We start from the raw sequence: 13412 nt of genomic DNA on the forward strand, positions 1-13412 counted from the left end.
CTGGAGTGCCAAAAGATATGAGCGAAGCCCCCCACGCTCGCTGGCCGGACGGCCTGCTGCTCGCCTACTATGGCGACGACTTCACAGGCTCGACCGACGCGATGGAAGCGATGAGCGCCGCCGGCGTGTCCACGCTGCTGTGTCTCGACGCGCCAACGCCCGAACTGCTCGCGCGCTTTCCGGGCCTGCGTTGCGTGGGTCTCGCGGGGTCGTCGCGGGGGCGCAGTCTGCAATGGATGGAAGACGAGTTGCCGCGCGCGTTTGCGAGCCTCGCCGCGCTGGGTGCGCCGATCCTCCAATACAAGGTCTGCTCGACGTTCGATTCGTCGCCGGAGACCGGTTCGATTGGCCGCGCAATCGATATCGGCGTGCGGCACATGCCGGGCAGATGGTCGCCGATGGTGGTCGGCGCACCGCGTCTGAAGCGTTATCAGGCGTTCGGCAACCTGTTCGCCGCGGTCGATGACATCGGCTATCGGCTCGATCGTCATCCGACGATGTCGCGCCATCCTGTCACCCCGATGAACGAAGCCGACCTGCGCATGCATCTGGCGCGGCAAACGCAACGCGATGTCGCGCTGATCGACTTCGTGCAACTCGCCGCGCCCGATGTCGCCGCGAAGTTGCACACGCTGATGCGGGACGACCCCGCCGTCGTGTTGATCGACGTGCTCGACGAGGCGTCGCTTGCCGCAGCCGGGCGACTCGTGTGGGAGCAGCGCGGCGCGGGCGTCTTCACCGCGTCATCGTCGGGCTTGCAGTACGCGCTCGCCGCGCACTGGCGCGCGAACGGGCTCGTGCCGGCAACGCCGTCTCTGCCCGTTGCCGGTCCCGTCGACGCGATCGCCGCTGTCAGCGGCAGCTGCTCGCCGGTCACGGCCGGGCAGATCCGCTGGGCGCGCGAGCACGGCTTTCGCGTTGAGCGGCTCGATCTGCGGCGCGCGCTGGATGCCCACACGCGCGAGGCGGAAGTGGAGCGCGGGGTGCACGTAGCCGTCGATGCGCTGTCGCACGGCCAAAGTTCGCTCGTGTTCAGCGCCGAGGGTCCGGATGACCCCGACGTGCTCGGCTTCGATGAGCTCGCCGCACGCGCATCGCTCACGCGCGCGCAGGCGGCGCGTCGCGTCGGAGAGGCGCTCGCCGACGTGATGCTGCGCACGCTCGAACGCACGCGAGTGTCGCGCGTGGTGGTGGCGGGCGGTGACAGCTCGGGCGAAGTGGCGAGCCGGCTCGGCATCTCGGCGTTGAGCGTCGCCGCGGGCATGGCGCCCGGCTCGCCGCTGTGCCGCGCATGGTCGAACGATCCGGCGCGCGACGGTCTGCAAATCGCGCTGAAGGGCGGCCAGGTCGGCGCGGCGTCGTTCTTCGGCTCGGTGCGCGCGGGACGGCTTCTGGAATAATGTTGGTTTCTTCGACGCGAGTCATCGACGCGAGCAACCGTAATGGCCGAAACGATTCAGCGGCGCAAGCTATATCAGGAAGTGCTGGACCGGCTGATGGAGCGCATCCAGTCGGGCCAGGTCGCGCCCGGCGAGCAATTGCCGTCGGAGCGCGAGCTGATGGAAACCTATGGCGTGGGCAGGCCGGCTATCCGCGAGGCGCTGCAAACGCTCGAACGCGCGGGCATCGTCGAAATCGCGCACGGCGAGCGCGCGCGGGTCGTCGTGCCCACCGCGCAAAGCCTGATCGCGCAGATCGCGGTCGGCACGATGCATCTGCTGCGCACGCAGCCGGACATGCTCGATCACTTGAAGTCAGCGCGGCTCTTTCTCGAAACCGGCACCGCCAGGATGGCCGCCGAGCGCGCAAGCGACGCCGATATCGAACGCCTGCGCGCGAAGGTGCGGGAACAACGCGCGGCGCTCGCGGACCGCGATGCGTTTGTCGAGCGCGATATGGCGTTTCATCGAGAGATCGCGGCGATTACCGGCAATCCGATCTATCCGTCCATCGTCGAATCGATCTTCAGTTGGGCCGCCGAATACTATCGGCCGATGGTGCGCGCGCCCGGCGCCGAGCAACTGACGCTCGCCGAGCACGAACGGATCGTCGAGGCCATCGCACGCCATGACGGCGAGGCCGCCGCACAGGCGATGCACGCCCATCTGAGCCGTGCGAACGCGTTGTACGGCAAGCTGATCCTGTCCTGACGCGGCGGCGCGCTAGCCGGACCCTTCAACCTGGCGCGTGCAAGTGCGCGGCGCCGCGCGCGTCAGCGTGCTCCGTCGTCGCCAGAAACGCGGTCATCTCTTTCAGACTTTCGTTCATCTCCGCGGTCAGCCATTGCTCCAGCTGCTTGACCTCCGCATGCGCGCGCAGATGCGGCGCGACCCATAGCACCAGCTGACGCGGCCCGCGCGCGAAGCCGAACGGCGCGCACAACTTGCCGGATATCAGGTCGTTCATCACCAGCATCTGCGGCACGAGCGCGACGCCCAGGCCGCACACGGCAGCCTGAATCAGCAGATAAAAGTGATCGTAAGCGCCGGCCGCGTCCTCAGGCAGCGCATCGACTCCGGTCGCGCTGAACCAGTCGGACCACGCTTCCGGGCGCGTTCTGGTCGACAGCAGCGCCGCGCGTGCGAGGTCGCGCGGCGTCGCGAGGCCGTGCTCCTGCGCATACGCGGGCGAGCAGACCGGGCCGATCCATTCGTCCATCAGCTGGCGCGTGAGCGCGTCTTTCGGCGGTTCGATCGTGTTCGCGCGGATCGCCACGCTGATCTTGTCACGCACGAAATCGATCTGGTCGTAGTTCATGTTGAACTGCAATTCCGTCTGCGGATAGCGCTGATGAAAGCCCGCAATGCGCGGAATCAGCCAGTACATCATCACCGACGCCGAGCACGACAGCGTCAGCGGTTCGGGCTTCAGCTGCTCGATGCTCGCATCGATCAGATTGAACGCGGCGCTGAGTCCCTCGGCGAGGCGCGCGCCCTCGGGCGTCGGATCGGATGACTGCGCCGAGCGCACGATCAGCGTGAGGCCGAGCGTTTCTTCCAGCGTTTTGATCTGCCGGCTGATCGCGCCATGCGTCACGCACAACTCATGCGCGGCGAGCGTCATGCTGCGCAACCGCGCAACGGCTTCGAACGCGCGCAATGCGTTCAGGGAGGGGCGGGGGGTGTGCATGAATGTCTCCTTGTCCGTCGAGGGGAGCCCTGTCGGCGCGGAATCCTTGTACGTGATTTCTCTGGATCGTATGAGATTTTCTCACAGCTTGCTGAGAACAAATCGATTGTTCGGCCGTTCCCGCGTGACTAAAGTGCATTCACAAACAAGGCGAATGCACAGATTCGAACCGTCCGCGCCGGGCCTCGGCGACAGGTCGAAAATCAGGAGACAGACATGCAACTCAGAACCCTCGCCGCCTCGCTCGGCGCACTCGCGCTCGTGTCGACGCTCGCGCCGAACGCCGTCGCGTCACCGGACAAACCGGTGATCGCACTGGCCAATGCGTACTACGGCAACACCTGGCGGCATCAAATGGTCGACTCGTTCGACGCGGCCGCGAAGCAGGCGAAACAGGAAGGCAAGATCGCCGACTACATCGTCGTCAACGGCGACGGCTCGGTCGCGCAGCAGAACAGCCAGATCGCCGAACTGATTCTCAAGAAAGTCGATGCGATCGCCGTAGACGCGGCCTCCGAGACCGCGGTCAACGGGATGATCCAGAAGGCCTGTCAGGCCGGCATCAAGGTCGTGTCGTTCGACTCGGTCGCGAGCGCGCCGTGCAACTACCAACTGAATTTCGACTTCACCGGCTACAAGAAGCAGGAAGCCGAGTGGGTGATGAAGAAGATCGGCGGCAAGGGCAACGTGATCCAGGTGCGCGGCGTGAAGGGCTCGGCGCCGGACAACGATATGTACAACGCGCAGGTCGAGGTGCTGAAGCACTATCCGGACGTCAAGGTCGTCGCGACCGTGTACGGGCAGGCGACCGCGTCGGTCGCGCAGTCGGCGATCGCCAACGTGCTGCCGAGTCTGCCGCATGTCGACGCGGTGCTCGGCCAGGGCGGCAGCGACGACTTCGGCATCGCCCAGGCGTTCGAGCAGTACGGCGGCCAGTACAAGGACAAGATGCCGGTGATCGAAGGCGGCGGCAGCACCGACTTCATTAAATGGTGGGACGCGCAGAACAAAAAGAACGGCTATACGACGATTTCGATGAACACGACGCCCGGCATCGGCGCGGCGGCGTTCTATCTGAGCCTGTCGCTCGTGAAGGGCGCGCAGCCGCCGAAGAAGATGATCATGCCGGTGGCCACCGTCACCCAGGACAACCTGAAGGACTTCGTGAACAGCCCGTCCGGGATGATCATCAGCCCCACCTACACGCAGGTCTGGGTCGACAAGAATCTGCTGGCCAGCAAATAAAGCGGAGCAAGCGTGATGAACCGCGAGGACATGGTGCAGTTGCACAACCGCGCGCGGCTGGTGGTCCGCGCCAGCAATCTGACCAAGGTATACGGCCCGACGCGCGCCAACGACGACATTTCGCTCGCGGTGACCTGCGGCGACGTGATCGGTCTGGTCGGTGGCAACGGCGCCGGCAAGAGCACGCTGATGCGCATGCTGTGCGGCACCACGCCGCCCGACTCGGGCACGATCGACTTCGGCGACGAAGCGCCCGCCGGCAGCGCCTACGATGCGGGCATCGCGCAGCAACGCGGGATTCGCATCGTGCATCAGGAGCTGTCGCTGTGCTCGAACCTGTCGGTCGCCGAGAACTTCTATCTGGAAGCGCCGGAAGCTGCGCGCTCGCGGCCCGGCTGGCGCCGCGTTTACCGTGAGCGCGCGCGTGCAGCGCTAGACGCGGTGTTCCCCGGTCACGGCATCGACGTGGACGCGGAAGCGGGGCAATTGCCGATCGGCGAGCGGCAGATGGTCGAGATCGCCCGCACGGTCGCCGCGCCGCGCGTGAAGCTCGTGATCCTCGACGAGCCGACCTCTTCGCTCGGCCTCGCGCGCAGCCGGCAACTGCGTGCCTACATTCATGCGAAGGCGCTCGAAGGGCTCGCGTTCATCTTCATCAGCCACAAGCTGCACGAAATCGTCGACGTGGCGACGCGCGTGGTGCTGTTGCGCAATGGCCGGCTCGAATGGCAAGGCCCGGTCGCCGATGCCTCGGTGCCGGTGCTGGTGCGCCTGATGGGCGGCGAAGCCGCCGCCGCGCTGCGCGAGGCGGGCGATGCGCAGCCTGCCGAGGGCACCACGGGTCGCACCGCCGAGGTCTGCCTGCGACTCGCTGGCGGCGCGGCCGGCAGCAACACGTTCGAGCTGCGGCGCGGCGAGATCGTCGGGCTCGCAGGTCTCGAAGGCAGCGGCCAGAAAGAGGTGCTGCACCAGATTTTCGCGGCCGCGCGACGCGATGCGCTGAAGGTCGAGCGCATCGGCGCGGTCAGCTTCGTGTCGGGCGACCGTCAGCGCGAGGGCGTGTTTCCGCTGTGGACGGTGCTCTCCAACATTTCGATCGGCAGTCTGGCGGCGGGCTCGCCGTTTCGCCTCGTCACGCCGGCGGGCGAGCGCGGCATCGCAGCTGACGCTGCAGCGCAATTGCGGCTGGACGCGAGCCGCCTCGCGTCGGGCATCCTCGATCTGAGCGGCGGCAATCAGCAGAAGGCGCTGATGGCCCGCGCGCTGGTTTCCGACGCCCCGATCGTGCTGCTCGACGATCCGACACGCGGCGTCGACATCGCGGCCAAGCGCGACTTTTACCGGCTCGTCGCCGAGGTCGCGCGCTCGGGCCGGCTGGTGCTGTGGCACTCGACCGAAGACACCGAATTTCTCGAATGCGACCGGGTGCTGGTGTTCGCCGGCGGCCGCGTGGTGCGCGAGCTGGACGGCACGAGCATCAGCGAGCAGGCCATCGTCGATGCGTCGTTCGTGCAGCCGTCCGGCACGGCCGCCGCGTCTGCCGCCTCGCGCGTGGGCACCGGCGTGCTCGCCCGCCGCGTCGTGCGGATGGCGCCGTTCATCAGTCTCGCGCTCGTATTCGCCGCGATGATGCTCGCGAACCCGGCCACCGGCGGTGTGTTCGGCCTCGATCTGCTGCTCGGCCCGGCTTTGCCGCTGGTGCTGGTCGCGCTCGGGCAGATGTTCGTGGTCGGCGGCAGTGAAATCGACCTCGGCGCAGGCGCGTTCGCGGGGCTCGTGAATGTCTTGAGCGCGACGCTTCTGTTCGACCAGCCGACGCTCGGCGTGGTCAGCCTCGTCGCCGCGATGGCGACTTACAGCGCGCTCGGCTGGCTGATCCAGGCGCGGCGCATTCCCGCGATCGTTATCACGCTCGGTGCGTCGTTCATCTGGATGGGCATCGGCCATACGCTGCAACCGACGCCGGGCGGCGCGAGCCCCGCATGGCTGTCGGCGCTGTTCACGTGGCAGATACCGGGCGTGCCGACTTCGCTGGTGCTGATCGTCGTCGCCGGTCTCGCCGCCTGGATGCTCGACCGCTCGCCACTCGGCGTCACGCTGCGCGCGTTCGGCAACAATCCGGTCGCGATGGCGCGCGCCGGCTGGTCGGCGCCGCGCTATGCAGCGGTGCGTTACGTGCTCGCCGCCGCATTCATCGTCACCGCGGGCCTCGCGCTCACCGCGATCAACACCGCGAGTGACGTCAATGCAGGGTCGAGCTATACGCTGCTCGGCGTCGCGGGTGTCGTGATCGGTGGCTGCAGTCTGATGGGCGGGCGCATCTCGCCGGCCGGCGTGGTGGCCGGCTCGGTCGCGCTCGCGCTGATCGGCGCGCTGCTCGGCACGCTGAACGTCAGCTCCGATTTCAACGCGGCCGTGCAAGGTGCGCTGCTGGTCGTGATCCTTGCGCTGCGTGCGCTGGTCAGCCGGAACGGGAGTGAAGAATGAAACGCTCGACTTCGAGACACCTGGCGGACTGGACCGCGCGCAACCGCTGGGCGTGGGCCGCGCTTGCCGTCGTGCTGCTGTGGCTGACGCTGTCGGTCGTGACCAGAAATTTCAGCGTCAGCTCGCTGTCGGGCGTCGCGGTGTCGAGTTCCTTTCTCGCGCTGTGCGCGCTCGGCCAGATGGCGGTGGTGACCACGGGGCGCGGCAACATCGATCTGTCGATCGCGAGCGTGATGACGCTGTCCGCGTATCTCGCGCTGATCGTGATGGGCGGCAGCGACGCGCGGCTCGTGACCGGGGTTGCGGCGACGCTCGGACTCGGTCTCGCGGTCGGCGCGGTGAACGGTGCGCTGGTCGTGCTCTGCCGGATTCCGGCGATCATCGCGACGCTGGCCACCGGCTATATCCTCGCGACCGCGACGCTGCTCGCCAATCGCGCGATTCCCGGCTTCAAGGTCGCGCCTGCGATTCACTTCATCGCGACCGGCCGCATCGGTGCGATGCCGGTGATCGTGCTGGTCGCGATCGGCGTGACCGCGCTGTTCTGCGTGACGCTTCGATACACCGCGTACGGCCGCATGTTGTCGGCGGTCGGACAGAACCTGCGCGCGGCGCGGCTCGCCGGCGTACCCACGGCGCGCGTGACCGCGAGCGCGTTTTTTACCAGCTCGGTGCTGGCCGCGGTCGCGGGTCTGCTGCTGGGCGGCTATGTGGGCGGCGCGTTCCTCGAAATGGGCCAGCCGTACCTGTTGCAATCGCTCGGCGCGGTGGTGCTCGGCGGCACGCTGATCTTCGGCGGCTCGGCGACGCCGCTCGGCACGTTGATCGGCAGCATGTTGCTCGTGCTGGTCGTCACGACGATGCAGATCGCGGGCCTGCAGCCGGGCATCCAGGACGTGGTGCAAGGCGTCGTGATCATCACCGTGCTCGCGCTGGCGGGTGGCGGCGCGCTGCGCCGTTCGATCCGCAAAGCCCGCTCGGCCACGCCGCCGGCGAGTGGCGGCATCACGCGTCCGGCGGCTTGAGCGGCACGAAGGAGCGACAGGCCATGTCAGAGCGTGACTTTCTCGAACTCGACGAACGCTTCAGCCGCTGCGTGCGGCGCAGCGAGAACGTGCACCGGCTGTACACCGGATGCCGTTGGGCCGAAGGACCGGTGTACGTGCCGGCGGGCCGCTATCTGCTGTGGAGCGATATCCCGAACGATCGCGTGCTGCGCTGGGACGAAACCGACGGCCGCGTCAGCGTATTCCTCACGCCAGCGTGCTATGCGAACGGCCACACGCTCGATCGCGAAGGACGTGTGCTGCGCTGCGAACATGGCTCGCGTTCGCTTACGCGCATCGAGCACGACGGCAGCGTGACGACGCTCGCCTCTCACCATCAGGGCAAGCGCCTGAACAGCCCGAACGACGTGGTCGTGAAGTCGGACGGATCGATCTGGTTCTCCGATCCGGCCTACGGTATCGACGATGACTTCGAGGGCCATGCGGCGCGCTCGGAGATCGGCGCGTGCCACGTGTACCGCATCGATGCGGAGAGCGGCGAATGCGCGATCGTCGCCGATGACTTCATCCGCCCCAACGGTCTCGCCTTTAGCCCGGACGAGCAGCGGCTCTATATCGTCGACAGCGGCGTCACCCATGTGAAGAACGGCCCGCGTCATATCCGCGTTTTCGAGGTCAGCGGGCACGAACTGCGCGGCGGCGAGCTGTTCGCGAGTTGCACGAACGGCATGTTCGACGGCCTGCGTGTCGATAGCGCGGGGCGGCTGTGGGCAGGCGCGGCGGACGGCGTGCATTGCTATCACCCGGACGGCACCCTGCTCGGCAAGATTCTCACACCCGAACCGGTCGCCAACGTCGCGTTCGGCGGCCCGCAACACAACCAGCTTTTCATTTGCGCGACCACGTCGCTCTATGCGGTCAGGCTGCCTGTCACCGGCGCACGCAGACCGGCCGCTCCATCCGAACACGAATCGTCAAGGAGCCCATCGTGACCGAACGCATCCACGCGACCTACTGGCTGGAAACCGGCGTCGACCCGCAAGAGGCCGCCGACGTGATTGCCGGCGAGCAGTCGAGCGGCACCTTCATCGCGCTGCCCAACGAGACGCCGGAACTGAAAGCGCGCGCGGGCGCCCGGGTCGAGCGTCTGGAGCGGCTCGGTCACAGCGACACGCCCAGTCTGAGCGGCGGCGTGCGGTCGAGACGCTATACGCAGTGCCTGCTCGAGTTGTCGTGGCCGATCGAAAACTTCGGCGCGTCGCTGCCGAACCTGATGTCGACGGTCGCGGGCAATCTGTTCGAGTTGCGCCAGGTGTCGGGCTTGCGGCTCAAGGATCTGCAACTGCCGGCGTCGTTCGCGGCCGCCTATCCGGGGCCCGCGTTCGGCATCGACGGTACGCGCCGGCTGTCGGGGGTCACGCGCGGCCCGCTGATCGGCACGATCATCAAGCCGAGCGTCGGCCTGTCTCCACAAGAAACAGCCGAGCAGGTGAAGGAGCTGGTCGCGGGCGGCATCGATTTCATCAAGGACGACGAACTGCAGGGCGATGGTCCGCATTGTCCGTTCGACCAGCGCGTGCGCGCCGTGATGCGGGTCGTCAACGAGCACGCGGAGCGCACCGGCAAGAAGGTGATGGTCGCGTTCAATCTGACCGGCGATCTCGACCAGATGAAGCGTCGTCACGATCTGGTGCTGGCCGAAGGCGGCACCTGCGTGATGGCGGTGCTCAATTCGGTCGGTCTCGTCGGGCTGCACGAATTGCGACGCCATAGCCAGTTGCCGATTCACGCGCATCGCGCGGGCTGGGGTTACCTGACCCGCTGCGAAGCGTTGGGGTGGGACTACGCGCCGTGGCAAAAGCTATGGCGTCTCGCGGGCGCGGACCATCTGCACGTGAATGGCCTGCGCAACAAGTTCAGCGAATCGGACGACAGCGTGATCACCGCCGCGCGCGCGGTGCTCGCGCCGGCGCTCGACGCAGCGCCGATGCCCGCGATGCCCGTGTTCAGTTCGGGCCAGACGGGATTGCAAGCGGCTGACACGTATGCGGCAATCGGCTGCGCGGATCTGATCCATACGGCGGGTGGCGGCATCTTCGGCCATCCGCAGGGCGTGGCCGCGGGCGTCGAGGCATTGCGCGAAGCGTGGATCGCGGCGATGGAAGGCGTGCCGCTAGCGGGTCATGCCGAGCGCAGCCACGCGCTGGCGGGTGCGCTGGAATTCTGGAAGTGAGCAGATGAGCAGGATGCAGTGCTTGAGGTAGCTGTACCCGATAACGAAGTACACAGGAGACAGACCATGAAAGCATCGAAGCAGTTGTTCGCGTTCGCGTTGGCCGCTCTCGCGCTCGTCGGTACGACGAGCGCGCAGGCCGCCGACCTGATCGCCATCATCACCCCGTCGCACGACAATCCGTTCTTCAAAGCCGAAGCCGATACCGCGGATGCTCGCGCGAAAGCGCTCGGCTACAACACCATCGTGCTGGTCCACGACGACGACGCGAACAAGCAGTCGCAACTGGTCGACACCGCGATTGCGCGCGGCGCGAAGGCGATCGTGCTGGATAACGCCGGTTCGGAAGCGTCGATCTCGGCGGTCAAGAAAGCGAAGGACGCGGGCATTCCATCGTTCCTGATCGACCGCGAAATCAACGCGACCGGCATTGCGGTCGTGCAGATCGTGTCGAACAACTATCAGGGCGCGCAACTGGGCGGCCGGGCGTTCGTCAAGGCGCTGGGCGAGAAGGGCAACTACGTCGAGCTGGTCGGGCGCGAGTCCGATATCAACGCGGGCATCCGCTCGAAGGGCTATCACGACGTGATCGATCAGTTCCCGAACATGAAGATGGTCGAGCGGCAATCGGCGAACTGGAGTCAGACCGAAGCGTATCGGGTGATGGAAACGATTCTGCAGAGCCATCCCGACATCAAAGGCGTGATCGCCGGCAACGACACGATGGCGATGGGCGCGTCGGCCGCGCTGAAAGCGGCAAAGCGGCCGGACGTGATCGTGGTCGGCTTCGACGGCAGCAACGACGTGCGCGATGCGATCAAGCGCGACGAAATCCGCGCGACCGTGCTGCAACCGGCCGCGCTGGCCGCCAACGAAGCGGTCGAACAGGCCGACAAGTATCTGAAGACTGGCTCGACCGGCAAGCCCGAAAAACAGCTGATCAACTGCACGCTGATCACCAAGGCGAACGCCGGCAAACTCGACCTGTTCGCGCTGCGCTGAGTGCAGAGCGCCGCCAGGATGCCGGGGTGTATCCTCGCGGCGCGACATGCTGTTCCATCGGTGTGGCATGAGGTGAACCATGAGAGGTTGCATCTGCGGCACGCTCATCGTCATCGCAATGAGCGGTGCGCTGACCGGCTGCAAGCTGGTCAAGCATGACGCGCAGGCGTCGAAACATTCGCGCGATGCGTACTCATCCGCGGGCTACGATCCGAACGCGATGGTCGCATCGATGTGGGCCACGAAGATCTTGCCCGACGTGGAGAAACGCGCGACCGACTACCCGGCGTTGCGCGACGCGATCAAGGCGGACCCGGACGCAGCGGGCCGCAAGTATGGCTATCGCGGCAAGGACGACAGCGCGCCGTGGAATTTCCCGACCAGGCTGCACGGCAAGATCGTCGAAGTGGACACGCAGTCGAGCCAGGGCACGGTCGGCGTCGATGTCGACGGCGACGGCAAGGTCGATGTGATCGTCGATGTCGGCCCCACGGTGCTCGGCACCACGTTGCGCGACACGCTCGATTTCATTTCATTCGAGAGCTTTCGCAATCAGATCGAATATGCGCAGTTCGGCACCGCGCTCAACAGCTATGCGGCGACGCACGTGATGAAGCCGCTGCCGCGCGACGGTCTGAAAGGCAAGGAAATTACCGTGACGGGCGCGTTCTCCTACGACTCGTCGGCGGAACAGCCCGAAGTGGTGCCGCTCGCGATCGCGGTGGGAGACAAGCGATGAGTGCGACACCTGCGCAGGACGAGGTGATTCTGCAGGTCGAGGCGGTGACCAAGGTCTATCCGGGCACGATCGCGCTGAAAGAAGTGAACTTCGCCGTGCGGCGCGCGGCCGTCAACGTGCTGGTCGGCGAAAACGGCGCGGGCAAGTCCACGCTGATGAAGATCATCGCGGGCGCCGAGAAGCCCACCTCGGGACGGCTGATGCTCGACGGCGCGCCGATCGAACTGGAGAGCAGCGCGCAAGCGCTGCAGCGCGGCATCGGCATCGTCTATCAGGAACTGAATCTGTTTCCGAACCTGTCGATTGCCGAGAACGTCTTCATCGCGCACGAAATCACCCGAGCCGGCGTGCACATCGACATCGACGCGCAACGGCGGCGCGTGCGTGAGTTGCTCGCGCGTCTCGAACTCGATCTGAGTCCGGACACGCTGGTCGAGGACCTGCGCATCGGCCAGCAGCAACTCGTCGAAATCGCCAAGGCGCTCGCGCACGATGCGCGCGTGCTGATTCTCGACGAACCGACTTCGGCGCTGAGCGCGGCCGAGGTCGAGGTGCTGTTCCGGGTGATCGCCGAGCTGAAAGCGCAGGGCGTCGCGATCGTCTATATCTCGCACCGGCTGGAGGAGCTGATCCGCATCGGCGACTACATCACGGTGCTGCGCGATGGCCGTATCACCGGCCATCAGCCGATGGCGCAGGTGGACGTGCCGTGGATCGTGCGTCAGATGGTGGGCCGCGACACCAAGGATTTCTCGCGGCCGATCGGCCATGCGCGCGGCGAGGCGGTGTTATGCGTGCACGACGTGTCGCTGCCGGGCAAGACCCACGGCTTCACGGTCGATCATGTGTCGCTGACGCTGCATGCCGGGGAAATCGTCGGCATTTACGGACTTATGGGCGCGGGCCGCTCGGAGCTGTTCGAATGCATCCTCGGCTGTCACGGCGAGGCGACTGGCGAGGTCGTGCTCAACGGCAAGCCGCTGCAGGGCAAGCCGGTGGCGGCGCGGGTCGCGGCGGGCATCGCGCTGATTCCAGAAGATCGCAAGACCGATGCGCTGCTGCCGGTGCTGTCGATCGGCGAGAACATGACGATCGCGAGCCTCTCCGAATTCGCGCGCGGCTTTCACCTCGATTCCGCGCGTGAGCAGCGCACGATCGGCCAGTACATCCGCGAACTCGCGATCAAGGTCGCCGACTGGCGGTTGCCGGTCAGCTCGCTGTCGGGCGGCAACCAGCAGAAGGTGGTGATCGCGCGGGCGCTGATGACCACGCCGACCGTGCTGCTGATGGACGAGCCGAGCCGCGGCATCGACGTCGGCGCGAAGGCGGACATTTTCAAGGTGATGCGTGATCTGGCCGTGAAAGGGCTCGGCATTCTATTCGTCACGTCGGATCTCGAAGAGGTGATGGCGCTGTCCGATCGCATTCTGGTGATGTCGAACGGGCGCCTGACCGCCGAGTTCGACGCGGCCGAGGCGACCCAGCACGCGCTCGTCGCTGCCTCGGCGATCGGGCATCGCACGGCTCACGCGAGCACATCCACCGACACAATCACTGTATGAGGGAGAAC

11 protein-coding genes are annotated in these 13412 nt (G+C 66.4%); 10 read left to right on the forward strand and 1 reads right to left on the reverse strand.

The genetic code is table 11. The features are described 5' to 3' along the window. Positions 1-17 precede the first annotated feature (17 nt). Positions 18-1400 carry a 3-oxo-isoapionate kinase OiaK gene (gene oiaK / locus AB3X94_RS14500; RefSeq protein WP_368611887.1) on the forward strand — a complete coding sequence of 461 codons (1383 nt, stop codon included), beginning with the start codon at positions 18-20 and terminating at the stop codon, positions 1398-1400. Positions 1401-1442: 42 nt separating this feature from the next. Then, positions 1443-2150 (forward strand): transcriptional regulator NanR, encoded by a 708-nt coding sequence (locus AB3X94_RS14505; protein ID WP_368611888.1) that lies wholly within the window; start codon positions 1443-1445, stop codon positions 2148-2150. Positions 2151-2175: 25 nt separating this feature from the next. Here AB3X94_RS14505 and AB3X94_RS14510 read toward each other — a convergent pair whose 3' ends face one another. Then, positions 2176-3129: a LysR substrate-binding domain-containing protein gene (locus AB3X94_RS14510; RefSeq protein ID WP_176111120.1), complete on the reverse strand. Its 954-nt coding sequence runs from the start codon at positions 3127-3129 to the stop codon at positions 2176-2178. Between the two features lie 216 nt (positions 3130-3345). Here AB3X94_RS14510 and AB3X94_RS14515 point away from each other — a divergent pair, with 216 nt between their 5' ends. The 8 genes from AB3X94_RS14515 to AB3X94_RS14550 all read left to right on the forward strand — a co-directional run bounded on the left by AB3X94_RS14515 (position 3346) and on the right by AB3X94_RS14550 (position 13404). Beyond that, a complete protein-coding gene (locus AB3X94_RS14515; RefSeq protein ID WP_176111119.1) occupies positions 3346-4374 on the forward strand; it encodes an ABC transporter substrate-binding protein in 1029 nt (342 codons plus the stop codon). Positions 4375-4389: 15 nt separating this feature from the next. Then, the gene (locus AB3X94_RS14520) at positions 4390-6861 is read left to right on the forward strand and encodes an ATP-binding cassette domain-containing protein (protein WP_368611889.1); all 2472 of its coding nucleotides are present in this window, start codon (positions 4390-4392) and stop codon (positions 6859-6861) included. Beyond that, a complete protein-coding gene (locus AB3X94_RS14525) occupies positions 6858-7886 on the forward strand; it encodes an ABC transporter permease (RefSeq protein ID WP_368611890.1) in 1029 nt (342 codons plus the stop codon). The genes AB3X94_RS14520 and AB3X94_RS14525 overlap by 4 nt, the downstream gene beginning before the upstream one ends. A gap of 23 nt (positions 7887-7909) precedes the next feature. Continuing rightward, entirely contained in the window at positions 7910-8860 is a 951-nt protein-coding gene (locus tag AB3X94_RS14530; protein WP_176111116.1) for an SMP-30/gluconolactonase/LRE family protein, read from the forward strand. Beyond that, positions 8857-10101 carry a ribulose-bisphosphate carboxylase large subunit family protein gene (locus AB3X94_RS14535; RefSeq protein ID WP_368611891.1) on the forward strand — a complete coding sequence of 415 codons (1245 nt, stop codon included), beginning with the start codon at positions 8857-8859 and terminating at the stop codon, positions 10099-10101. The genes AB3X94_RS14530 and AB3X94_RS14535 overlap by 4 nt, the downstream gene beginning before the upstream one ends. 66 nt (positions 10102-10167) lie before the next feature. After that, positions 10168-11103, forward strand: coding sequence for a D-ribose ABC transporter substrate-binding protein (locus tag AB3X94_RS14540; RefSeq protein WP_176111114.1), 936 nt, complete (start codon positions 10168-10170; stop codon positions 11101-11103). A gap of 79 nt (positions 11104-11182) precedes the next feature. Then, a complete protein-coding gene (locus AB3X94_RS14545; protein WP_176111113.1) occupies positions 11183-11842 on the forward strand; it encodes a DUF2291 family protein in 660 nt (219 codons plus the stop codon). Continuing rightward, positions 11839-13404 (forward strand): sugar ABC transporter ATP-binding protein, encoded by a 1566-nt coding sequence (locus AB3X94_RS14550; protein WP_368611892.1) that lies wholly within the window; start codon positions 11839-11841, stop codon positions 13402-13404. Before AB3X94_RS14545 ends, AB3X94_RS14550 begins: the two co-directional genes overlap by 4 nt. Positions 13405-13412 lie beyond the last annotated feature (8 nt).

This window comes from Paraburkholderia sp. BR10923, from assembly GCF_040948765.1.
Classification (GTDB): domain Bacteria; phylum Pseudomonadota; class Gammaproteobacteria; order Burkholderiales; family Burkholderiaceae; genus Paraburkholderia; species Paraburkholderia youngii.